We start from the raw sequence: 21,326 nt of genomic DNA, 5'->3' as shown, positions 1-21,326 counted from the left end.
AATGAGTAAATTCTGGAGCCCGTTCGTCAAGAACCTGGTGCCCTACGTGCCGGGCGAACAGCCGAAGCTGACCCGGCTGGTCAAGCTCAACACCAACGAAAATCCCTACGGCCCATCGCCCAAGGCCCTGGCCGCGATGCAGACCGAGCTGAACGACAATCTGCGCCTGTATCCGGACCCCAACAGTGATTTGCTGAAAACCGCCGTGGCCCGGTATTACGCAGTGCAGACCAACCAGGTGTTCCTGGGCAACGGTTCGGATGAAGTGCTGGCGCACATCTTCCACGGCTTGTTGCAGCACGATCAGCCGTTGTTGTTCCCGGACATCAGCTACAGCTTCTATCCGGTTTATTGCGGGCTGTACGGTATCCAGTTCGATGCGGTGCCGCTGGATGAACAATTCCGGATCGACCCGGCCGACTACGCCAAGCCTAATGGCGGGATCATTTTCCCCAACCCGAATGCGCCGACCGGTTGCCTGCTGGCGCTGGACGCGGTGGAACAGATCCTCAGGGCCAGCCCGGATTCAGTGGTAGTGGTCGATGAGGCCTATATCGATTTCGGCGGCGAAACGGCCATCAGCCTGGTGGATCGTTATCCGAACCTGCTGGTGACACAAACCCTGTCCAAGTCACGCTCGCTGGCGGGGCTGCGCGTGGGCCTGGCGGTGGGCCATCCGGACTTGATCGAAGCGTTGGAGCGGATCAAGAACAGCTTCAACTCCTACCCGCTGGATCGCCTGGCGAATGTCGGCGGCGCGGCAGCGTTCGATGATCGCGAGTATTTTGACCAGACCTGCCGGTCGGTCATCGAGCACCGCGAATGGGTAGTTGGGCAGCTTGAAGCCAAGGGTTTTGAAGTACTGCCGTCGGCGGCCAACTTCATCTTCGCCCGTCACCCCCGACATGACGCGGCGGGGCTGGCGGCGAAACTGCGCGAGCAGGGCGTGATCGTGCGGCACTTCAAGCAGGCGCGCATCGCCCAGTTCCTGCGGATCAGCATCGGCACGCCGGAGCAGAACCAGGCACTGATCGAGGCTCTCGGCGAGCTCTAACCTTCAGCACGGCCCTGTGGGAGCGAGCTTGCTGGCGATGGCTGACTGTCTGCCACCTCAAGAGTGGCTGAACTGACGCTTTCGCGAGCAGGCTCGCTCCCACATGTGTTTCAGGGTGTCCAAAAGGTCGGCAAAACTTGTAAATCCCCTGTGGGAGCGAGCCCGCTCGCGAAGGCGTCGGCTCAGCTCCCGCAGTTTTCGACTTCACTCGTGATGCGGCTCACCGAGGAATGTCAGCGAAGTAAACACCCCGCGCGTCTCCACGTCCTTGTTGTCCTTGAGCGGGATTTCCATGCTCGCGGCGATCACGTTCAAACCTTCATTGCGCACCAGCACCTTGGCCCGGCCTTCGGCGTCGGTTTCAGTGCTCACGGTGTTCGGTGCGCTGCGGTAGTCGCCCACCAGCTTCACACCGGCCGCCGGTTTGCCATCGAGCAGCACCCGCACCGGCAACGATTGGCCGGGGCCGACGGTCAGCGGGTCGACTTCCGGCAGGATCACGAACTTGATCGGTTCGAGCTTCGGCAGCTTGGCGCCCGGCTCGTAGATCGCCAGGCTGTACTTGAAGGTCTGGGTTGATTCAATCGCCCCAGGCACTTTGCTGCGGCCTTCGTTGATCCATTTCTTGTCGGCAGTCTGCGACCACATGCCGTTGTCCAGGGCGACCGCCAGCACGGCCGGCGGCTTGAGCGGCTGCAGGCGCGCGTGGTCCGACAAACGCTCCACCGTGACCGGGATCATCTTGCCGCCGAGGTCGTAGGCCCAGGCGCCACTGATTTTCTGCGCCTTGAAGGCGTTGTCTTCGGCGCCGTGGCCGTAGATCACCTCGATATTGCCGCGGCGTTGTTCGGTCCACAGGCCATGGGCCGAGGCGTCGATAGCCAGGAGCATGCCGAGCAGGGCAAAGGTCTTGGGGTATTTCATGCTGATTTTCCTTTTTATAGATCGAGGGTGAGGCTGACAGTGAAGTTGCGCGGATCGCCGGGGGTGACCCAGTAATTGCTGTAGGAGCGTTCGTAGTATTTTTCGTCGAGGACGTTGTTCAGGTTCAGGCCGACGGTGACGTTGTCACTGGCCTTGTAATGGGCCAGCAGATCCACGGTGTGGTAGGCCGGCAGTTCGAAGTCCTTGCCGGCCTCGCCCGAGCGATCGCCGACATAAGTGAATGCCGCGCCAACGTCCGAGCCGCGCAGATGGCCGTCCTGGAATTCGTAGACCCCAAGCAGGCTGCCGCTGCGCTTGGCAACGCCGAGGATCCGGCTGCCGTCGGGAATCTGTTCGTCGCCCTTGGTCACTTCGGCATCGATGTAGGCGAAGGCGCCAATTACCCGCACGGCGTCGGTCACCTGGCCGGTGACCTGGAGGTCGATGCCCTGGCTGCGGGCCTTGCCCACGGCGCGGCTGAAGTCGGTTCCGGCGACTTGGGTCAGGACGTTTTCCTTCTCTATATGAAAAGCCGCCAGGGTGGTGCTCAGGCGATCGTCGAACAGCTCGCTCTTGATTCCGAGTTCATAACCGACACCTTCCTCCGGGTCGAAGGTTTTGCCGCCGGCATCCAGGCCGTTATTGGGCTTGAACGAAGTGGAGGCGTTGGCGAACAGCCCGACTTCAGGCGTCAATTGATACAGCAGCCCCGCGCGTTGCGTCAGGGCGTCATGGCGCTGGCGACTGGTGACGTCGTTGACATGGTTGTCGATGCTTTGCTCGAAGTGCTCGTAACGCACGCCAAGCAGGCCGCGCAGCTTGTCAGTGAAGACGACCTGATCCTGCAGGTTCAGGGCCCTGCTTTCGACATGCTCGAAGAAGTCCGTGCCGGAGCGCGTACCGTTGGGTTTTGGCTGGCCGTAGATCGGGTTGTAGATGTCGATGGGATAAGCGCTGCCGGCGATGGTCGTCACGCGCTCGTTCTTGCGGTAGTCCTCGTATTCCGTACCGATCAGCAGTTCATGTTGCCAGGGGCCGAGGTCGAACTGGCCGCGCAGTTCCAACTGAGTGATGCTGTCGTGCCAATCATTGTCGCGCTCGCGGTAGCGGCGGTTCACGGTGTGGCCGTCGGCGTTCAGGGCGCGCGCCTCTGAGGCGAAGCCCCACAGTTCACCCTGCTTGTAATGGCTGGCGAGACGCAGTTGCCAGGTATCGTTGAGCTGATGCTCAAGGGCGGCCTGGAGCATATTGTTGTGATTGTCGATGTCGCCGTCGTTGGGTTCGCCGAGGAAAGTCGAGCGGGAGACGCCACCCCAGCGATTATTCGGAGCGACGATGCCGCGATCGAACGTCGAGCTGTGGCGCACGATTTCGCTTTCCACCAGCAGTCGAGTGTCCGGGCTCAGTTGCCAACTGATGGACGGGGCCACGAAGACGCGCTTGCTGTCGACGTGATCACGGAAGCTGTGGTTGTCCTCCACCGCCAGGTTTACTCGCGACAGCAGGTTGCCTTCGGCGTCCAGTGGCGTATTGACGTCCAGCGCTGTGCGATAGCGGTCCCAGCTGCCGGCGCTGGTCTGCAGTGTGGTGAAGGCTTCGGGTTGGGGTTTCTTGGTGACAATGTTCACCGTCCCGCCAGGGTCTCCCCGACCATAAAGGCTGGCCGCCGGGCCCTTCAGAACTTCGATGCGTTCGATATTGGCGGCGTCCGGGGTGCTTGGGTAACCGCGGTTGGCGCTGAAGCCGTCCTTGTAGAACTCCGACGTGGTAAAGCCGCGCACGCTGTATTCATAAAGCGTCAGGCCGCCGAAATTGTTCTGCTTCGATACGCCACCGGCATATTCCAGCGCCCGTTCGACGCTGGTACTGCCCAGGTCCTTGAGCACGCTGGCAGGAATCACGCTGATGGATTGCGGAACGTCACGCAGGGCGGTGTCGGTTTTGGTCGCGCTGGCGGAGCGGGTGGCGCGATAACCTGAAACGGGGCCGGTAGGGGATTCGTACTCGGACGTGACGTTGATGGCGTCCAGTTCCAGGGGCTGGATTTCTTCGGCGAAGGCGGGATCACCGAGCAGGCCCAGGGCGATACTGGCAGCGGAAATCCGTTTGAAGGATGACATGTTATGTTGTTCCAATTTTTAGTATTGAAACAATATAACACTACTAATGAGAATTTATGCTATTTCTGGCTCCTGCGATTCGCGGATAGTTTTTGTGGCGAGGGAGCTTGCTCCCGCTAGGTCGGTCCGACGCTTCGGGCGAAGCGGCCCCAGCAGGATCGGATGCGGTCGGTCTGATAGTTTTGAGGTGACAGGTTTTAGGGCCGCTGCGCGACCCAGCGGGAGCAAGCTCCCTCGCCACAGGGGAATGGATGGTTACTCTTCTTCCTTGAGCACCACCGGTGCCGGCGGTGGACGCAGGCCGATCTCGGCGGTGAGCTTGAGCTCCTTGCCGTTGCGCATCACCTGGATGGTGACCTTGTCGGTGGGCTTGATCCGCGCCACCTGGTTCATCGAGCGGCGGCCGTCGCCGGCCGGTTCGCCGTCGATGCTGAGGATCACGTCGCCCAATTGCAGGCCGGCTTTCTGGGCCGGACCGTCGCGGAAAATCCCCGCCACGACGATGCCGGGGCGCCCGGACAAGCCAAAGGATTCCGCCAGCTCCTGGGTCAGCGGCTGGACTTCAATGCCCAGCCAGCCGCGAATCACCTGGCCGTGCTCGATGATCGACTTCATCACCTCCATGGCCAGCTTCACCGGAATGGCGAAGCCAATGCCCTGGCTGCCGCCGGACTTGGAGAAGATCGCCGTATTGATCCCGGTGAGATTGCCATTGGCATCCACCAGCGCACCACCGGAATTACCGGGATTGATCGCGGCGTCGGTCTGGATGAAATCCTCGTAGTTGTTCAGGCCCAACTGGTTGCGACCGGTGGCGCTGATGATGCCCATGGTCACGGTCTGGCCGACGCCGAACGGGTTGCCGATCGCCAGGGCCACGTCGCCGATACGGATGCTGTCGGAGCGGCCGATGGTGATCGCCGGCAGGTTTTTCAAATCGATCTTCAGCACGGCCAGATCGGTTTCCGGGTCGCTGCCGATCACCCGCGCCAGGGTTTCACGACCGTCCTTGAGTGCCACCACGATCTGGTCGGCACCACTGGTGACGTGGTTGTTGGTCAGGATGTAGCCTTCCGGGCTCATGATGACGCCCGAGCCCAGGCTTGATTCCATGCGCTTCTGCTTGGGGGAATTGTCACCAAAGAAGCGTCGGAATTGCGGGTCCTCGAACAGCGGGTGACCGGACTTGTTGACGACCTTGGTAGTGTACAGGTTGACCACCGCCGGCGCGGCGAGGGTCACCGCATCCGCATAGGACACGGGGCCCTGCTGCGGAGCCTTGGCCTGCGGTGCCTGTTGCAGGTTGACGTCGAGGCTTGGCAAGCCGACCCATTCCGGGTAGCGCTGGATAATCAGTAGTGCGACAAGTACGCCGGCCAACAGCGGCCAGCCGGAAAAACGCAGCGCCTTGAGCATTAAGCACGTCCTACAGAGGTTGCAGGCGGAATGGGACCGCCCATAATGTCGCGCATTATACGAGGCCGCGCACGCCTCTGAACGGGATATTTAGGAGTCTTTTTATGGCCGTAGCCCTGAGCACCCTGGTTGAAGAAGCGGACCGGTACCTGGCAAGCAGCCGGGTCGCCGATTACTGCCCCAATGGCTTGCAGGTCGAGGGCGCGCCGCAGGTGATGCGCATCGTCAGCGGCGTGACCGCCAGCCAGGCGCTGCTCGACGCCGCCGTGGAGGCCAGCGCCGACCTGGTGCTGGTGCATCATGGTTATTTCTGGAAGGGCGAGAACCCGTGCATCACCGGCATGAAGCAGCGGCGCCTGAAAACGCTGCTCAAGCACGACATCAGTCTCTTGGCTTACCACTTGCCGCTGGATCTGCACCCCGAGGTGGGCAATAACGTGCAACTGGCCCGGCAACTGGACATCACCGTCGAGGGGCCGCTGGATCCGGACAATCCGAAAATCGTCGGCCTGGTCGGCTCCTTGTCCGAGCCGATGACGCCCCGGGATTTCGCCCGCAAAGTCCAGGAAGTGATGGGGCGCGAGCCGTTGTTGATCGAAGGCGAGCAGATGATCCGCCGGGTCGGCTGGTGCACCGGCGGTGGCCAGGGCTACATCGATCAGGCGGTACTCGCCGGGGTTGACCTGTATCTCAGCGGCGAAGCGTCGGAGCAGACCTTCCACAGCGCCCGGGAGAACGGGATCAGCTTCATTGCCGCCGGGCATCATGCGACCGAGCGCTATGGCGTCCAGGCCCTGGGTGACTATCTGGCGCGACGCTTCGCGCTGGAGCATATCTTCATCGATTGCCCAAACCCGATCTGACTGTTTATATCCCTGTGGGGAGTTGTAGCCCCTGTGGGAGCGAGCTTGCTCGCGATAGCGGCGGATCAGTCGACATTAATGTAGCTGACACTCCGTCATCGCGAGCAAGCTCGCTCCCACAGAAAAGCATGTGCGGGGCCCGAACCACTGGGCATATCCATATGCTGTTTCGATCTAGTTGGCGCCCTGATTAGAAGAGGTCGCTGTGCTAGGATTCCCCGCTCGAACACGGCCCGCTGGCCGTTCATAAGAAAGCTTTCGTGAGTAGCCATGGTCGACAAACTGACGCATCTGAAACAGCTGGAGGCGGAAAGCATCCACATTATCCGCGAGGTGGCCGCCGAGTTCGATAACCCGGTGATGCTGTACTCCATCGGTAAAGACTCCGCCGTGATGCTGCACCTGGCACGCAAGGCGTTTTTCCCCGGCAAGCTGCCGTTTCCGGTGATGCACGTCGACACCCGCTGGAAATTCCAGGAGATGTACAAGTTCCGCGACAAGATGGTCGAAGAACTGGGCCTGGACCTGATCACCCACATCAACCCGGACGGCGTCGCGCAGAACATCAACCCGTTCACCCACGGTAGCGCCAAGCACACCGACATCATGAAGACCGAGGGCCTGAAACAGGCGCTCGACAAGCATGGTTTCGACGCTGCATTCGGCGGCGCCCGTCGCGATGAAGAGAAGTCCCGCGCCAAGGAGCGCGTCTACTCGTTCCGCGACAGCAAGCACCGCTGGGACCCGAAGAACCAGCGCCCCGAGCTGTGGAACGTCTATAACGGCAAGGTCAACAAGGGCGAGTCGATCCGCGTCTTCCCGCTGTCGAACTGGACCGAGCTGGACATCTGGCAGTACATCTACCTCGAAGGCATCCCGATCGTGCCGTTGTACTTCGCCGCCGAGCGTGAAGTGATCGAGAAGAACGGCACGCTGATCATGATCGACGACGAGCGCATCCTCGAGCACCTGTCCGACGAAGACAAGGCGCGCATCGTCAAGAAGAAAGTGCGTTTCCGTACCCTTGGCTGCTACCCGTTGACGGGCGCGGTGGAGTCCGAGGCCGAAAGCCTGACGGACATCATTCAGGAAATGCTCCTGACGCGAACTTCCGAGCGCCAGGGCCGGGTCATCGACCACGATGGCGCAGGCTCGATGGAAGACAAGAAACGTCAGGGTTATTTCTAAGGGGTTGTCATGTCGCACGTATCTGATTTGATCAGCGAGGACATCCTCGCCTACCTGGGCCAGCACGAACGTAAAGAGCTGCTGCGCTTTTTGACCTGCGGTAACGTCGACGACGGCAAGAGCACCCTGATCGGGCGCCTGCTGCACGACTCGAAGATGATCTACGAAGATCATCTGGAAGCGATCACTCGCGATTCGAAGAAAGTCGGCACCACCGGTGACGACATCGACCTGGCGTTGCTGGTCGACGGCCTGCAGGCCGAGCGCGAGCAAGGCATCACCATCGATGTCGCCTACCGCTATTTCTCAACCGCCAAGCGTAAATTCATCATCGCCGACACGCCCGGCCATGAGCAGTACACCCGCAACATGGCCACCGGTGCCTCCACCTGTGACCTGGCGATCATCCTCGTGGATGCCCGCTACGGCGTGCAGACCCAGACCCGTCGCCACAGCTTCATCGCCTCGTTGCTGGGCATCAAGCACATCGTCGTGGCCATCAACAAGATGGACCTCAAGGACTTCGACCAGGGCGTATTCGAGTCGATCAAGGCCGACTACCTGAAGTTCGCCGAAGGCTTGAAGATGAAGCCCACCAGCATGCACTTCGTGCCGATGTCGGCGCTCAAGGGCGATAACGTGGTGAACAGGTCCGAGCGTTCGCCGTGGTACACCGGCCAGTCGCTGATGGAAATTCTCGAGACCGTGGAAGTGGCGGGCGACCGCAACTTCACCGACCTGCGTTTCCCGGTGCAGTACGTCAACCGTCCGAACCTGAACTTTCGCGGTTTCGCCGGCACCCTTGCCAGCGGCATCGTGCACAAGGGCGACGAAGTCGTGGTGCTACCGTCGGGCAAGAGCAGCCGCGTGAAATCCATCGTCACCTTCGAGGGCGAGCTGGAACACGCCGGCCCGGGCCAGGCTGTGACGTTGACCATGGAAGACGAGATTGATATCTCCCGTGGCGACCTGCTGGTACACGCCGACAACGTTCCGCCGGTGACCGACAGCTTCGAAGCGATGCTGGTGTGGATGGCCGAAGAGCCGATGCTGCCGGGCAAGAAGTACGACATCAAGCGCGCCACCAGTTACGTGCCCGGCTCGATTGCCAGCATCGTCAACAAGGTCGATGTGAACACCCTTGAAGAAGGTCCGGCCAGCGCATTGCAGCTCAACGAAATCGGCAAGGTGAAGATCGCCCTGGATGCGCCGATCGCCCTGGACGGCTACGAGAGCAACCGCACCACCGGCGCCTTCATCATCATCGACCGCCTGACCAACGGCACCGTCGGTGCCGGCATGATCGTCGCCCAGCCGCTGGCCCACGGCAGCAGCACGCACCACGGCAAACTGGCCCACGTGTCGGTGGAAGAACGCACCCAGCGTTTCGGCCAGCAGCCGGCCACCGTGCTGTTCAGCGGCCTGTCGGGCGCGGGCAAGAGCACGCTCGCCTATGCGGTAGAGCGCAAGCTGTTCGACATGGGTCGCGCGGTGTTCGTGCTCGATGGTCAAAACCTGCGCCACGACCTGAACAAAGGCTTGCCGCAGGACCGTGCCGGGCGCACCGAGAACTGGCGTCGTGCGGCTCACGTCGCCCGTCAGTTCAACGAAGCGGGCCTGTTGACCCTGGCCGCCTTCGTTGCACCGAGTGCCGAAGGGCGCGAGCAGGCCAAGGACCTGATCGGCCGCGAGCGCCTGCTAACGGTCTATGTCCAGGCCTCGCCAACGGTGTGCGCCCAGCGTGATCCGCAAGGGCTGTACGCCGCCGCCGGCGACAACATCCCGGGCGAGTCCTTCCCGTACGACGTGCCGCTGGATGCTGATCTGGTGATCGACACCCAGTCGCTGACCCTGGAAGAGAGCGTCAAGCAGGTGCTGGATCTGCTGCGCAAGCGTGGGGCGATCTAAGCCTCGCCGCTGTAACTAAAAAGCCCGCAGATGAGTGATCATCCGCGGGCTTTTTATTTCTCGAGAGAACACCCCCGGTCCAGTGTGGGAGCGAGCCTGCTCGCGAAAGCGGTGCGTCAGTCTAAGTAGATGTGACTGATCCAACGCCTTCGTCGGATCGCCGCCCGGAGCAGGCTCGCTCCCACAAAGGAATCAGCGGCGGTTTGGAAATTCGCGATGCATCTGCTCAAGCAGCGCATCCTTGTCCTGCCACAACTGGTTGATCCAACCCTGGAATTCCAGGCGATACTCCCCATCCTGATCGTAGCTTTTACCAATGAACTGCGGTGGGATCTTCAACTCCTGGAAATGCACCACCACCTCGCCAACGTTGCCGCAGAGCAAATCCCAATAGCCCGGACGGCCGCCCGGATAATGGATCGTCACGTTGATGATCGACTCCAGCTGCTCGCCCATCGCATCAAGCACAAACGCGATGCCGCCGGCCTTGGGCTTGAGCAGGTAGCGAAACGGTGATTGTTGCTGGGCATGCTTACCCTCGGTGAAGCGCGTGCCTTCGACGAAATTGAAGATGCCCACGGGGTTGTTGCGAAACTTCGCGCAGGTCTTGCGGGTGGTTTCCAGGTCCTTGCCTTTCTTCTCCGGATGCTTTTCCAGATACGCCTTGGAATAACGCTTCATGAACGGAAACCCCAGCGCCCACCAGGCCAGGCCGATCACCGGCACCCAGATCAGCTCCTGCTTGAGAAAGAACTTCAATGGGCGGATGCGTCGGTTCAGCACGTATTGCAGCACCATGATGTCGACCCAGCTCTGGTGGTTGCTGGTGATCAGGTACGAGTGCTGGTAGTCCAGGCCTTCCAGGCCGCTGAGGTACCAGCGGGTAGGGCGTACCAGGTTCATCCAGGCCTTGTTGTTACTGATCCAGGCTTCATGGATGTGGCTCATCAGCCAGTCGGTGAAACGCTGGGCGGCGGGGAAGGGCAGCAACAGCTTGAAGATCGCCACGACGAACAGCGGCGTACAGCAGGCGATGGTGTTCAGCGCCAACAGCAGCGAGGCAATGACGCCGCGCACGGGGGCAGGCAGGAAATCCAGCATTTAAATGTCCAGAGGTCGGTTGGCGGCTTGGATCGCTGTCAGGGCGATGGTGTACACGATGTCATCGACCTGGGCGCCGCGCGGCAGATCGTTCACCGGTTTGCGCAGGCCTTGCAGCATCGGCCCGAGGCTGACGCAGTCGGCGCTGCGCTGCACGGCCTTGTGGGTGGTGTTGCCGGTGTTCAGGTCCGGAAAAATGAACACCGTGGCGCGGCCGGCTACCTGGCTGTTGGGCGCCAATTGCCGAGCCACGGCCTCGTTGGCGGCGGCGTCGTATTGCAACGGCCCGTCGATCAGCAAGCCATGTTGTGCCTCGTGGGCCAGCAGGGTGGCCTCGCGGACCTTCTCCACTTCTTCACCGCTGGCCGATTCGCCGCTGGAATAGCTGAGCATCGCCACCCGTGGCGTGATGCCGAACGCTGCGGCTGAATCGGCGCTTTGCAGGGCGATTTCGGCCAGCTCCGCTGCACTGGGGTGCGGGTTCATCACGCAGTCGCCGTAGACCAGCACTTCCTCGGGAAACAGCATGAAAAATACCGAGGACACCAGCGAACAGCCGGGTGCGGTCTTGATCAGTTGCAACGCCGGGCGAATGGTATTGGCGGTGGAGTGGATGACCCCCGAGACAAGCCCGTCGACTTCATCCAGCGCCAGCATCATGGTGCCGATCACCACGGTGTCTTCCAGTTGCTGCTCGGCCATCGGTGCGTTCAGGCTCTTGCTTTTGCGCAGCCGCACCATGGGTTCCACGTAGCGCTCGCGGATCGTATCCGGGTCGAGAATCTCCAACCCAGGCGGCAGTTCGATGCCTTGGGCGCGGGCCACCGCTTCGACGTCGGCCGGCTTGGCCAGCAGCACGCAACGGGCGATGCCTCGGGCCTGGCAAATCGCCGCCGCCTGTACGGTCAGCGGTTCGCTGCCTTCGGGCAAGACGATACGCTTGTTGGCCGCTTGGGCGCGCTGGATCAGTTGGTAGCGGAACACCGCCGGCGACAGGCGCATTTCCCGGGGCGTGCCGCAGCGTTGGTGCAGCCAGTTGGCGTCGAGGTGACTGGCAACAAAATCGGTGATGATCTCCGCGCGTTCGCGGTCATCGATGGGGATTTCCTTGTTCAGGCTGTTGAGCAGGTTGGCGGTGTCGTAGGAGCCGGTGCTCACCGACAGCACCGGCAACCCCGCCTGCAAGGCGCCTCGGCACAAGTCCATGATGCGCGGGTCGGGCAGGGTGTCGCTGGTCAGCAGCAGGCCGGCCAGCGGCACGCCGTTGATCGCGGCCAGGCTCACGGCCAGGATGATGTCATCGCGATCGCCCGGGGTGACCACCAGTACGCCGGGCTTGAGCAGCTCCACCGTGTTGCGCATGGTGCGGGCGCAGATGATGATGTTGCTCATGCGCCGGGTTTCGTAGTCGCCGGCGTTGAGCACCTGCGCGCCCATCAGGTCGGCCACGTCGCGGGTGCGCGGGGCGTTGAGTTCGGGGCGAAAAGGGATGCAGCCGAGCAGGCGGAAGTCGCCGCTGCGCAGCAGGGGCGAGTGCTCCTTGAGCCGTGCTGAAAACGCTTCCATGCTTTCGTCGGTGCGCACCTTGTTGAGGATCACGCCGAGGACCTTCGGATCTTTCGGCCCGCCGAACAGTTGCGCCTGCAACTCGACACGACCGGACAGTTCGGTCAGCACTTCGTTTTCCGGCGCCGACACCAGGATCACCTCGGCGTCCAGGCTCTTGGCCAGGTGCAGGTTGACCCGGGCGGCGTAGCTGGCGCTGCGGGTCGGGACCATGCCCTCGACGACCAGCACGTCCTTGCCGATCGCGGCCTGTTGATAGAGGGTGATGATTTCTTCCAGCAATTCATCGAGCTGGCCATCGCCTAGCATGCGCTCCACATGGGCCAGGCCCAGTGGTTGCGGTGGCTTGAGGCCGTGGGTACGGGCCACCAGTTCGGTGGAGCGTTCCGGGCCGGTATCGCCAGGGTGGGGCTGGGCGATGGGTTTGAAAAAGCCGACTTTCAGCCCGGCCCGTTCGAGGGTACGCACCAGCCCGAGGCTGATGGAGGTCAGACCCACACCAAAGTCGGTGGGCGCGATAAAAAAAGTCTGCATGCGGATTCTCTAGAGGGGCATGGCAAGGCTGCAGCCTATGACTGGCTGTCTACCGTCAATTCAGTCGCCAAGGTTAGCGCTAACCGGGCCTTGAGCGCACCAGCCGCAATCAAAGGGCTGGCCTATTTTTTCAATACGTTGCGCCGGGTCCAGCACCCAGGCCCGGGATTGCCACGGTGGCTGGTGGCGCAAGTGCTGGGTGTGGCCGCAGGACAGCTCGGCCACCCAGTGCCCGTCCTCATCCTGATGGAAACCGGTGACCGTTGGTCTGTTCGAGCTAGCCCGTTTGTCCGGGTTCCGTTCGCTTTCGGGCAAATCCTTGTTTAGACTTGTCCGTTCTTCATTCTTATGCAAAAGGTCTCGCCCCATGCTGATCGCCGCCAATAAGGCTGTCTCCATCGACTATACCCTGACCAACGACGCTGGTGAGGTCATCGACAGCTCCGCCGGCGGCGCTCCGCTGGTCTACCTGCATGGCGCAGGCAACATCATCCCGGGCCTGGAAAAAGCCCTGGAAGGCAAAACCACCGGTGATGAGCTGAAAGTGGCCGTTGAGCCGGAAGACGCTTATGGCGAATATTCCGCCGAGCTGGTCAGCACCCTGAGCCGCAGCATGTTCGAAGGCGTGGATGAGCTGGAAGTGGGCATGCAGTTCCACGCTTCGGCGCCTGATGGCCAGATGCAAATCGTCACTATCCGTGACCTCGACGGCGACGACGTGACTGTCGACGGCAACCACCCGTTGGCCGGTCAGCGCTTGAACTTCCAGGTCAAGATCGTCGACATCCGTGATGCCAGCCAGGAAGAAATCGCCCATGGCCACGTCCATGGTGAAGGCGGCCATCAGCACTGATTTCTGCGCTACGCTCAAGTTGACTGGAGAGGCGCCCTATGGCGCCTTTTTAGTCGCTTGCTGTTAGCATCGCCCATGGCTGTTTCGAAAAGATCCGCAAACCCTGGAGTTCGTCATGAGTGCTTTCCACGACCTTAAACTGCAAGCCCTGGATGGTCAGGAGCTTCCCCTCGCGCCATTCAAGGGCCAAGTCGTGCTGGTGGTCAACGTCGCCTCCAAATGTGGCCTGACGCCTCAGTACGCGGCGCTGGAAAATCTTTATCAGCAATACAAGGACAAGGGGTTCAGCGTGCTGGGCCTGCCCTGTAATCAGTTCGCCGGCCAGGAGCCTGGGACCGAGCAGGAGATCCAGGAATTCTGCAGCCTCAATTATGGCGTGACGTTCCCGCTGTCGAGCAAGCTGGAAGTGAACGGCCACGACCGTCACCAGCTGTACCGTCTGTTGGCGGGTGAAGGTGCCGAGTTTCCCGGGGACATCACCTGGAACTTCGAAAAATTCCTGCTCGGCAAGGACGGCCGGGTGCTGGCGCGTTTCTCGCCGCGCACGTCGCCGGATGATCCTTCGGTCATCCAGGCGATTGAAAAAGCGCTGGCTTGAACCTCAGCTTGTGATTGCTCCGTGGCGAGGGAGCTTGCTCCCGCTCGGTTGCGTAGCGACCGCCAGAAGCCAGGGCCGCTTCGCAGCCCAGCGGGAGCAAGCTCCCTCGCCACGGGATGCTTGAGCCCATACCTCAGCGCGGCCTTTTGATCCTTAATCACTCCAATCAATAGTGCTACCCAGCGCTGTGCATGCCCCATATTATCGTCGTCATATCCGATCTGTGACCTCGTTTTCATGGAGTGCCCCATGCCTGTAAAAGCCCTGTTCAAACCCTTTCATCTCGGCGCGCTGGAATTGCCGACCCGGGTCGTGATGGCGCCGATGACGCGCTCCTTTTCGCCTGGCGGAGTGCCGAACTCCAAGGTGATCGAGTATTACCGTCGTCGCGCGGCGGCTGGGGTCGGCCTGATCATCACCGAGGGCACCACGGTCGGCCATCAGGCGTCCAATGGCTATCCGAACGTACCGCACTTCTACGGCGACGCCGCGCTGGCCGGCTGGAAAAAAGTGGTCGATGCCGTGCACGCCGAAGGCGGCAAGATTGTTCCGCAACTGTGGCATGTGGGCAACGTGCGGCGCCTCGGCACCGAGCCGGATGGCACCGTGCCGGGCTACGGCCCGACTGAAAAACTCAAGGACGGCCAGGTCGTGGTCCATGGCATGACCCAGACGGACATCGACGAGGTCATTGCGGCATTCGCCCAAGCGGCAAAAGACGCCCAGAGCATTGGCATGGACGGGGTGGAAATCCACGGTGCCCACGGTTACCTGGTGGACCAGTTCTTCTGGGAAGGCAGTAACCAGCGCACCGACGGTTACGGTGGCAGCCTGGCCAACCGTTCGCGTTTTGCGATCGAGCTGATTCGCGCGGTGCGGGCTGCGGTAGGTGAGGGCTTCCCGATCATCTTCCGTTTTTCCCAATGGAAACAGCAGGACTACACCGCGCGCCTGGTGCAGACGCCCGAAGCGCTGGGAGAATTTCTCAAGCCCCTGGCGGATGCCGGCGTGGATATCTTCCACTGTTCTACGCGTCGCTTCTGGGAGCCGGAATTCGAAGGCTCGGACCTGAACCTGGCCGGCTGGACCCGCAAGCTCACGGGCAAGCCCACCATTACCGTCGGCAGCGTCGGCCTTGATGGTGAGTTCCTGCAATTTATGGTGAACACCGACAAGGTTGCGCAACCGGCCAGCCTGGAGAATCTGCTCGAGCGCCTGAACAAGGAGGAATTCGATCTGGTGGCGGTGGGGCGCGCGCTGCTGGTGGATCCGGACTGGGCGCAGAAAGTGCGGGAAGGGCGCGAACAGGAGATTCTGCCGTTCAGCCGCGAGGCGTTGATGACGTTGGTCTGAGTGGCGCCTGCCTTCGCGAGCAGGCTCGCTCCCACATCCGATCCTCAGTGAACATACATCTTATGTTTGACCGAGATCCAATGTGGGAGCGAGCCTGCTCGCGAAGGCGATTTCAAAATCACCGAAGCTCAACGCACCGTCGGCGCCGCAGGCAGCACCTGCTCACCCACACAAACCCCGCGTAACTGCGCCTCGAACTGCTCGATCACCGATGCCCAGCCCTGGCGACTGGCATGCTGGCGCGCATTGAGCCGCACACAACGCAAGGCCTCGCGCTCTTCCAGCAGCCAGCGGGCCGCGTCGCAAAAAGCCTCTTCATCCCCAGGCATCGCCAGCACGCCGTTATAGCCGTGACGGATGTGCTGCGCCGCCGCAGCTTGATCGTAGGCCACCACGCCCAGCCCCGAGGCAAGTGCTTCGAGCACGACGTTGCCAAAGGTTTCGGTCAGGCTCGGAAAGACAAACACGTCCCCGGACGCATAATGCGCAGCCAGCGCTTCGCCACGCTGTGCGCCGCAAAAGATCGCCTCGGGCAATAGCTGTTCGAGGGCGGGCCGCTGCGGGCCGTCACCGACTATCACCAGTCTGATTCGCCGTGCCGGGAAGGCGCTACTCAGCGTGTCGAAACTGCGCTTGAGCAGCCCGAGGTTTTTCTCCGGCGCCAGGCGTCCGACATGGATGACTGCAATGTCGTCCTCGCCCAGGCCCCACGTTTCACGAAGGTCTGTGGAGCGTTTGGCTGGATGGAACAATTGGCTGTCCACGCCGCGGGACAGCAACGCCACGCGTTCGAAATGCCGGCGTTCCAGTTCCAGACGCTGGCTGAGGCTGGGCACCAGTGTCAGGCTGGAGCGGTTGTGGAACCAGCGCAGGTAATGGGTCAGCCCGCGACTTAGCAAGCCGAGGCCATATTGCTGGGTGTACTGCTGGAAATTGGTATGAAAGCCGCTGACCACCGAAATCCCCAGGCGCCGCGCTGCTCGTAGCGCGGACAAGCCCAGCGGGCCTTCCGTGGCGATATACAGCACGTCCGGGCGATGACGTTTCCAGCGCCTGAGCAACTTGTGCATCGACGCCTGCCCCCATTGCAGCCCCGGATACCCGGGCAAAGGCCAGCCCCGGCATAGCAGCAACTGCTCGTCACTGGCCAGGCCCTGGTCCCCGGCCTGGCGGGGGCGGATCAGTTCCACCCGGTGCCCGCGGGCACGCAAGCCGTCGTAGAGACGACCCAGGGTGTTGGCTACGCCATTGATTTCCGGCGCAAAGGTTTCGGTGACGAGGGTAACGTGCAGGAGTGTGGTCATGACCCCAGTGTCGACCGGGGCCATTTCGTCATTGTGACGCCAGGATGATGGATTTGTGACGGCTCAGCCCTGACGGGCCAAAGCGGTCTCGGCACCTTGTTCGCGCACCCAGAACAGCGTCGCCCCGGCCACCGCCGCCGGCATCATCAAAATGTTCACGAAGGGGATCAGCAACACCAGGTAAACGCTGCCGCCGAAGCCCAGGCTCTGCCAGCGTTTTTCCCGCAGCCAGGCGAGCATCTCTTTCCAACCCAGTTTGTGGTTGTCCGCCGGGTAGTCGATGTACTGGATCGCCATCATCCAGATGCCGAACAGCAGCCACAGCGGTGCGGCGACGATATTGATCACCGGGATGAATGACAGCACGAACAGCCCCAGGGCCCGGGGCAGAAAATAGCCGAGCTTGCGCGCCTCCCGGGCCAGGGTACGCGGGATCATCGCAACCAGCTCGCCCCAACTGAACGCGGGGAAATCATCGGTGCCGCGAACCACTACCTCGACTTTCTCGGCGAGAAAGCCATTGAAGGGCGCCGCAATGATATTGGCGAGCATGGTGAAGCTGAAAAACACCATCAGTACGACAAGGACGACGAACAATGGCCAGAGCACGTAGCTGAGAAAGCTCAGCCAATCCGGCAACGACGGCATCAGCGTGTCGACCCACAGGCTGAACTGGTGACCGGCGAGGTAGATCAGCCCGACGAACAACACCAGATTGATCGCCAGCGGCAACAAGACAAACAGGCGCAGGCTTGGGCTCAGGACCAGTTTGAGTCCTTCTCGCAAATATTGCGGGCCGGACAGGACAGGGGCGGCGGGCATAGGTGGCTCCGAGGGTAGGTGGACGCGCCGACCTTACCGGCTTTGCTCGGTGCGCGAAAGCCACGACACGGTGTGTAACAAAGGTTTAGCGCAGGGTCGCAGCTATCGGGAGCGCTGCCGCGGATAGAGCTCACCTATGAGCTGGATTGTTAAACCGTATTTCCTTAATCTTCGCTCCCTCGATACGCTGCACCCAATCTTTTTCAGGACTGTCGAACCCAAGCCTTCCCCAAGTGCATCCACAGTCCTTTTTTATTCCCGCCGCATAGCCGGCGTTCCGGGCCGCAGGGTCCGGTCAACAGGAGCAGGTCATGTCTGAAGTCCGTCATTCGCGAGTGATTATCCTCGGTTCCGGCCCTGCCGGTTACAGCGCCGCGGTCTATGCGGCACGTGCCAACCTCAAGCCGTTGCTGATCACCGGCATGCAGGCCGGCGGTCAGTTGACCACCACCACTGAAGTCGACAACTGGCCGGGTGATGTCCATGGCCTGACCGGTCCGGCCTTGATGGAACGCATGAAGGAACACGCCGAGCGCTTCGAGACCGAGATCGTTTTCGACCACATCAACGCCGTGGATTTCGCCGCCAAGCCCTACACCCTGACCGGCGACAGCGCGACCTACACCTGTGACGCCCTGATCATCGCCACCGGCGCCAGCGCCCGCTACCTGGGCCTGCCATCGGAGGAAGCTTTCATGGGCAAAGGCGTGTCCGCCTGCGCCACCTGCGATGGTTTCTTCTACCGCAACAAGCCGGTCGCCGTGGTCGGTGGCGGCAACACCGCAGTCGAGGAAGCTCTGTACCTGGCCAACATCGCCAGCACGGTCACGCTGATCCACCGTCGCGAAACCTTCCGCGCCGAGAAGATCCTGATCGACAAGCTCAACGCCCGCGTCGCCGAAGGCAAGATCATCCTCAAGCTCAACGCGACCCTGGATGAAGTGCTGGGCGACAACATGGGCGTGACCGGTGCCCGCCTGAAGAACAACGACGGCAGCTTTGACGAGATCAAGGTCGACGGCGTCTTCATCGCCATCGGCCACACGCCGAACACCTCGTTGTTCGAAGGCCAGCTGGAGCTCAAGGACGGCTACCTGGTGGTCAAGGGCGGTCGCGACGGCAACGCCACGGCCACCAGCGTCGAAGGCATCTTCGCGGCCGGCGACGTGGCCGACCACGTCTACCGTCAGGCGATCACCTCGGCCGGCGCCGGTTGCATGGCGGCCCTGGACACCGAGCGTTACCTGGATGGCTTGCAGAACGTTTCGTTCTGATCCATCGGGCAATAAAAAACCGGCTTCGGCCGGTTTCTTTATGCCTGTCACATGACCAACGGGTGGATGCCGAGCCCTTGTGGGAGCGAGCTTGCTCGCGATGACGGTGTGTCAGTCAACATAGATGTTGGCTGACCTGACGCTATCGCGAGCAAGCTCGCTCCCACAGGTTTTTTTGTGGTCAGAGCATTGCATTTCAGGCCAGTTCCGCCAGGCACGCTTCCAGGATGTCCAATCCCTCTTCCAGCACCGCCGGCTCGGTCGTCAACGGCGCCAGCAGCCGAATGATGTGCCGGGATTTGCCGCTGGGCATCAGCAGCAAGCCCGAATCCCGTGCCGCCGCCAACAATTGCGTCAGTTGAGCCGACGCCGGGGTGCCATCGGCGTGGGCCAGTTCGATGCCACGCATGGCGCCCACTCCGGTCAACCGCCCCAGATAGGGAGACAGCCCGCGGCGGCGCCAGGATTCGTAGCGGCTTATTATGGCCTCCTCCTGGCGCGCCCCCCAGGCCCGCAGGTTCGTGTCGGTCATCTCGTCCAGGGTCGCCAGCGCGGCGGCGCAGGCGATAGGGTTGCCCGAGTAGGTGCCGCCGAGGCCGCCCTTGGGCAGGTTGTCCATCAGGGCCTTGCGTCCCATCACCGCCCCCAGCGGGACACCGCCGGCGATGCTCTTGCCCAGCAGAATCAGGTCCGGTTCGATGCCCAGCCGCGAAAACGCAAAACGTTGGCCGGTACGGCCGAAACCGGACTGGATCTCATCGATGACCAACACGATGCCCTTGTCGTCACAGAACTGGCGCAGCGCCTGGGCGAAGGTCACGTCCATCGCCAGGAAACCGGCTTCGCCCTGCACCGGCTCGACGATGACACAGGCTACGTCGTTTACATCGATCTCGACGCTGAACAGCCGGTCCATGGCTTTCAAGGCTTCGGCACAGGTCACGCCGTTGTCCTGGCTGGGATAGGGCAGGTGATAGACCGGTCCGGGCAGGACACCTACTTTTTGTTTGTAGGGCGCAACCTTGCCGTTGAGGTTGAGGGTGGCCAGGGTCCGGCCGTGGAAGCCGCCATCGAATGCGATTACGGCGGTGCGCCCCGTGGCGCCGCGGACGATTTTCAAGGCGTTCTCCGCTGCCTCGGCGCCGCTGTTGGTAAGCATGCCGCTAACCGGATAGTCCACCGGGATAAACCTCGCCAGGCGCTCCATCAATTCGAGATAAGGCCGGTGCGGCGCGGCATTGAACGCATAGTGGGTCAACCGGGTGGCTTGCTCGCGAATCGCCTCGACGACACGCGGATGACAGTGGCCGAGATTCAGCACGCCGATGCCGCCGACAAAATCAATGTAGCGCTTGCCATCCGTGTCCCAGACTTCGGCGTTTTTTCCATGGTCGAGGCTGACGGGGTGAACGAAGGAAATCGATTGGCTGATGCTTTCGCGGCTCATGGATGACGGCTCGGAGGAAGAAATATTGCCTTTATCTAAGCCGCGGGGAGAGGTGTCCGGCAAACGAAATAAAGTTGCCGGGTCAATCATAAAAGTCGGGATGTGGATAACTGTGAATCTTGCCAGAATCGCTTCTGTGGCGAGGGAGCTTGCTCCCGCTGGACTGCGAAGCAGTCCCAAATCAGCAAGTGCGGTGTATCAGTTGCAGCGGCGCGTGGCCAGCGGGCTACTTCGTAGCCCAGCGGGAGCAAGCTCCCTCGCCACAAGAGCGGGACGGTCAGCGCCGTTGCAGCGGCTGCGCCTCGAACTTCACGCCGGCGAGACCATGGACCATCAACGCGCGGATATTGCCGTGATCGCTGCCCTCGGGCGTGGCCAGCACCGAACGGTAATGCTCGCCAAACGCCAGGAGTGCTTCTTCATCGCTCAAGCCTTCAAGCAACGCCAGGCCCAGGGTCTTGCACGAACCTTCGTTCTGCCCGGCGGCGTTCTCGACGCCACCGTTGTTGAAAGCCTGGGGCTGGTAATCGTAGCCATCGGCGACAAAGGCCAGGGTATCGGCGAAAACATGTTCGCCACTGTTGAGGCTGGCGCGGAAGGTGTTCAGGTCAGGCATCGGGAGTTCCTTTGGCGAACGCCGCTTGCTGTTCGGCGCTGGCTTCTTTCTGGTATTGAGCTTTCCACTCGGCATAGGGCATGCCATAGACGACTTCGCGGGCATCGTCGAGGCTGACCTCGACCTGACGCTCGTCGGCGGCAGCCTTGTACCACTTCGACAGGCAGTTGCGGCAGAAACCGGCGAGGTTCATCAGGTCGATGTTCTGCACATCCTTGCGGCTGTCCAGATGGGCAACCAGCCGGCGGAAGGCGGCGGCTTCGAGTTCGAGGCGTTGTTGATCGTTCATGGGAGTCTCTGCGAGACAGCTTCAAGCGGCGAGCTTCAAGCTGCAAGTGGGTTTGCGTTGTTCAGGCTTGAAGCTTACAGCTTGAAACTTTTGGCT

General features: G+C 61.6%; 19 protein-coding genes. 8 read left to right on the top strand and 11 right to left on the bottom strand.

Annotated features, from left to right (window positions below):
- Window position 1: 1 nt before the first annotated feature.
- Window positions 2–1,054, top strand: a complete 1,053-nt coding sequence (gene hisC, locus J3P89_RS23975; RefSeq protein ID WP_434695841.1) for a histidinol-phosphate transaminase — start codon at window positions 2–4, stop codon at window positions 1,052–1,054.
- Between the two features lie 204 nt (window positions 1,055–1,258).
- Here hisC and J3P89_RS23970 read toward each other — a convergent pair whose 3' ends face one another.
- The 3 genes from J3P89_RS23970 to algW form a co-directional block, all read right to left on the bottom strand.
- Entirely contained in the window at window positions 1,259–1,978 is a 720-nt protein-coding gene (locus tag J3P89_RS23970; RefSeq protein WP_434695840.1) for a DUF4198 domain-containing protein, read from the bottom strand.
- A 14-nt stretch (window positions 1,979–1,992) separates the two neighbouring features.
- The gene (locus J3P89_RS23965; RefSeq protein WP_434695838.1) at window positions 1,993–4,098 is read right to left on the bottom strand and encodes a TonB-dependent siderophore receptor; all 2,106 of its coding nucleotides are present in this window, start codon (window positions 4,096–4,098) and stop codon (window positions 1,993–1,995) included.
- 255 nt (window positions 4,099–4,353) lie between these two features.
- Window positions 4,354–5,514, bottom strand: coding sequence for a Do family serine endopeptidase AlgW (gene algW / locus J3P89_RS23960; RefSeq protein ID WP_305496771.1), 1,161 nt, complete (start codon window positions 5,512–5,514; stop codon window positions 4,354–4,356).
- A 104-nt stretch (window positions 5,515–5,618) separates the two neighbouring features.
- On the opposite strand from algW, the gene J3P89_RS23955 reads away from it, so the two are divergent.
- The 3 genes from J3P89_RS23955 (at window position 5,619) to cysN (ending at window position 9,473) form a co-directional block, all read left to right on the top strand.
- Window positions 5,619–6,377: a Nif3-like dinuclear metal center hexameric protein gene (locus tag J3P89_RS23955; protein WP_434626075.1), complete on the top strand. Its 759-nt coding sequence runs from the start codon at window positions 5,619–5,621 to the stop codon at window positions 6,375–6,377.
- 270 nt (window positions 6,378–6,647) lie between these two features.
- Window positions 6,648–7,565, top strand: a complete 918-nt coding sequence (cysD, locus tag J3P89_RS23950) for a sulfate adenylyltransferase subunit CysD (protein WP_007912374.1) — start codon at window positions 6,648–6,650, stop codon at window positions 7,563–7,565.
- Window positions 7,566–7,574: 9 nt separating this feature from the next.
- The gene (cysN, locus tag J3P89_RS23945) at window positions 7,575–9,473 is read left to right on the top strand and encodes a sulfate adenylyltransferase subunit CysN (RefSeq protein WP_434695837.1); all 1,899 of its coding nucleotides are present in this window, start codon (window positions 7,575–7,577) and stop codon (window positions 9,471–9,473) included.
- A 192-nt stretch (window positions 9,474–9,665) separates the two neighbouring features.
- On the opposite strand, the gene J3P89_RS23940 is transcribed toward cysN, so the two are convergent.
- From J3P89_RS23940 to J3P89_RS23930, 3 genes are read right to left on the bottom strand one after another with little or no spacing between them, the layout of a single operon-like run.
- Window positions 9,666–10,574 carry an acyltransferase gene (locus J3P89_RS23940; RefSeq protein ID WP_434695836.1) on the bottom strand — a complete coding sequence of 303 codons (909 nt, stop codon included), beginning with the start codon at window positions 10,572–10,574 and terminating at the stop codon, window positions 9,666–9,668.
- Complete coding sequence (gene pta, locus J3P89_RS23935; protein ID WP_305496764.1) at window positions 10,575–12,674, bottom strand: phosphate acetyltransferase; 2,100 nt, start codon at window positions 12,672–12,674, stop codon at window positions 10,575–10,577.
- A gap of 60 nt (window positions 12,675–12,734) precedes the next feature.
- A complete protein-coding gene (locus J3P89_RS23930; protein WP_305496763.1) occupies window positions 12,735–13,073 on the bottom strand; it encodes a DUF3565 domain-containing protein in 339 nt (112 codons plus the stop codon).
- Between J3P89_RS23930 and J3P89_RS23925 the strand changes: the two genes are divergently transcribed.
- The 3 genes from J3P89_RS23925 to J3P89_RS23915 all read left to right on the top strand — a co-directional run bounded on the left by J3P89_RS23925 (window position 13,042) and on the right by J3P89_RS23915 (window position 15,478).
- On the top strand, window positions 13,042–13,527 hold the full coding sequence (locus J3P89_RS23925) for an FKBP-type peptidyl-prolyl cis-trans isomerase (protein WP_305496761.1): 486 nt from the start codon (window positions 13,042–13,044) through the stop codon (window positions 13,525–13,527). The genes J3P89_RS23930 and J3P89_RS23925 overlap by 32 nt on opposite strands.
- Window positions 13,528–13,642: 115 nt before the next feature.
- Window positions 13,643–14,125 (top strand): glutathione peroxidase, encoded by a 483-nt coding sequence (locus J3P89_RS23920; protein WP_434695835.1) that lies wholly within the window; start codon window positions 13,643–13,645, stop codon window positions 14,123–14,125.
- Between the two features lie 249 nt (window positions 14,126–14,374).
- The gene (locus tag J3P89_RS23915; protein ID WP_434695834.1) at window positions 14,375–15,478 is read left to right on the top strand and encodes an NADH:flavin oxidoreductase; all 1,104 of its coding nucleotides are present in this window, start codon (window positions 14,375–14,377) and stop codon (window positions 15,476–15,478) included.
- Window positions 15,479–15,606: 128 nt separating this feature from the next.
- On the opposite strand, the gene J3P89_RS23910 is transcribed toward J3P89_RS23915, so the two are convergent.
- Complete coding sequence (locus J3P89_RS23910) at window positions 15,607–16,806, bottom strand: glycosyltransferase family 4 protein (protein ID WP_434695833.1); 1,200 nt, start codon at window positions 16,804–16,806, stop codon at window positions 15,607–15,609.
- Between the two features lie 39 nt (window positions 16,807–16,845).
- Window positions 16,846–17,604, bottom strand: coding sequence for a sulfate transporter CysZ (gene cysZ / locus J3P89_RS23905; protein ID WP_434653658.1), 759 nt, complete (start codon window positions 17,602–17,604; stop codon window positions 16,846–16,848).
- A 311-nt stretch (window positions 17,605–17,915) separates the two neighbouring features.
- Between cysZ and trxB the strand changes: the two genes are divergently transcribed.
- Window positions 17,916–18,878 (top strand): thioredoxin-disulfide reductase, encoded by a 963-nt coding sequence (gene trxB / locus J3P89_RS23900; protein WP_212799028.1) that lies wholly within the window; start codon window positions 17,916–17,918, stop codon window positions 18,876–18,878.
- 196 nt (window positions 18,879–19,074) lie between these two features.
- Here trxB and J3P89_RS23895 read toward each other — a convergent pair whose 3' ends face one another.
- From J3P89_RS23895 to J3P89_RS23885, 3 genes are all read right to left on the bottom strand, one after another.
- Window positions 19,075–20,325 (bottom strand): 2-aminoadipate transaminase, encoded by a 1,251-nt coding sequence (locus J3P89_RS23895; protein WP_434695832.1) that lies wholly within the window; start codon window positions 20,323–20,325, stop codon window positions 19,075–19,077.
- Between the two features lie 277 nt (window positions 20,326–20,602).
- Window positions 20,603–20,941, bottom strand: coding sequence for a HopJ type III effector protein (locus J3P89_RS23890; protein WP_434695831.1), 339 nt, complete (start codon window positions 20,939–20,941; stop codon window positions 20,603–20,605).
- On the bottom strand, window positions 20,934–21,230 hold the full coding sequence (locus J3P89_RS23885; RefSeq protein ID WP_305496754.1) for a DUF1244 domain-containing protein: 297 nt from the start codon (window positions 21,228–21,230) through the stop codon (window positions 20,934–20,936). Before J3P89_RS23885 ends, J3P89_RS23890 begins: the two co-directional genes overlap by 8 nt.
- Window positions 21,231–21,326 lie beyond the last annotated feature (96 nt).

The organism is Pseudomonas sp. Z1-14 (assembly GCF_051132005.1).
Classification (GTDB): Bacteria; Pseudomonadota; Gammaproteobacteria; order Pseudomonadales; family Pseudomonadaceae; genus Aquipseudomonas.
This window is presented reverse-complemented; position numbering and strand designations above follow the sequence as displayed.

What these genes read in the sequence shown, in the direction of transcription:
- J3P89_RS23925 (WP_305496761.1), top strand. Translation starts at nt 13,042, where the DNA reads ATGCTGATCGCCGCCAATAAGGCTGTCTCCATCGACTATACCCTGACC.
- J3P89_RS23890 (WP_434695831.1), bottom strand. Translation starts at nt 20,941, where the DNA reads ATGCCTGACCTGAACACCTTCCGCGCCAGCCTCAACAGTGGCGAACAT.
- J3P89_RS23895 (WP_434695832.1), bottom strand. Translation starts at nt 20,325, where the DNA reads ATGAGCCGCGAAAGCATCAGCCAATCGATTTCCTTCGTTCACCCCGTC.
- J3P89_RS23915 (WP_434695834.1), top strand. Translation starts at nt 14,375, where the DNA reads ATGCCTGTAAAAGCCCTGTTCAAACCCTTTCATCTCGGCGCGCTGGAA.
- J3P89_RS23955 (WP_434626075.1), top strand. Translation starts at nt 5,619, where the DNA reads ATGGCCGTAGCCCTGAGCACCCTGGTTGAAGAAGCGGACCGGTACCTG.
- algW (WP_305496771.1), bottom strand. Translation starts at nt 5,514, where the DNA reads ATGCTCAAGGCGCTGCGTTTTTCCGGCTGGCCGCTGTTGGCCGGCGTA.
- J3P89_RS23970 (WP_434695840.1), bottom strand. Translation starts at nt 1,978, where the DNA reads ATGAAATACCCCAAGACCTTTGCCCTGCTCGGCATGCTCCTGGCTATC.
- cysD (WP_007912374.1), top strand. Translation starts at nt 6,648, where the DNA reads ATGGTCGACAAACTGACGCATCTGAAACAGCTGGAGGCGGAAAGCATC.
- J3P89_RS23920 (WP_434695835.1), top strand. Translation starts at nt 13,643, where the DNA reads ATGAGTGCTTTCCACGACCTTAAACTGCAAGCCCTGGATGGTCAGGAG.
- J3P89_RS23940 (WP_434695836.1), bottom strand. Translation starts at nt 10,574, where the DNA reads ATGCTGGATTTCCTGCCTGCCCCCGTGCGCGGCGTCATTGCCTCGCTG.
- J3P89_RS23885 (WP_305496754.1), bottom strand. Translation starts at nt 21,230, where the DNA reads ATGAACGATCAACAACGCCTCGAACTCGAAGCCGCCGCCTTCCGCCGG.
- J3P89_RS23930 (WP_305496763.1), bottom strand. Translation starts at nt 13,073, where the DNA reads ATGGAGACAGCCTTATTGGCGGCGATCAGCATGGGGCGAGACCTTTTG.
- J3P89_RS23965 (WP_434695838.1), bottom strand. Translation starts at nt 4,098, where the DNA reads ATGTCATCCTTCAAACGGATTTCCGCTGCCAGTATCGCCCTGGGCCTG.
- cysZ (WP_434653658.1), bottom strand. Translation starts at nt 17,604, where the DNA reads ATGCCCGCCGCCCCTGTCCTGTCCGGCCCGCAATATTTGCGAGAAGGA.
- J3P89_RS23910 (WP_434695833.1), bottom strand. Translation starts at nt 16,806, where the DNA reads ATGGCCCCGGTCGACACTGGGGTCATGACCACACTCCTGCACGTTACC.
- cysN (WP_434695837.1), top strand. Translation starts at nt 7,575, where the DNA reads ATGTCGCACGTATCTGATTTGATCAGCGAGGACATCCTCGCCTACCTG.
- hisC (WP_434695841.1), top strand. Translation starts at nt 2, where the DNA reads ATGAGTAAATTCTGGAGCCCGTTCGTCAAGAACCTGGTGCCCTACGTG.
- pta (WP_305496764.1), bottom strand. Translation starts at nt 12,674, where the DNA reads ATGCAGACTTTTTTTATCGCGCCCACCGACTTTGGTGTGGGTCTGACC.
- trxB (WP_212799028.1), top strand. Translation starts at nt 17,916, where the DNA reads ATGTCTGAAGTCCGTCATTCGCGAGTGATTATCCTCGGTTCCGGCCCT.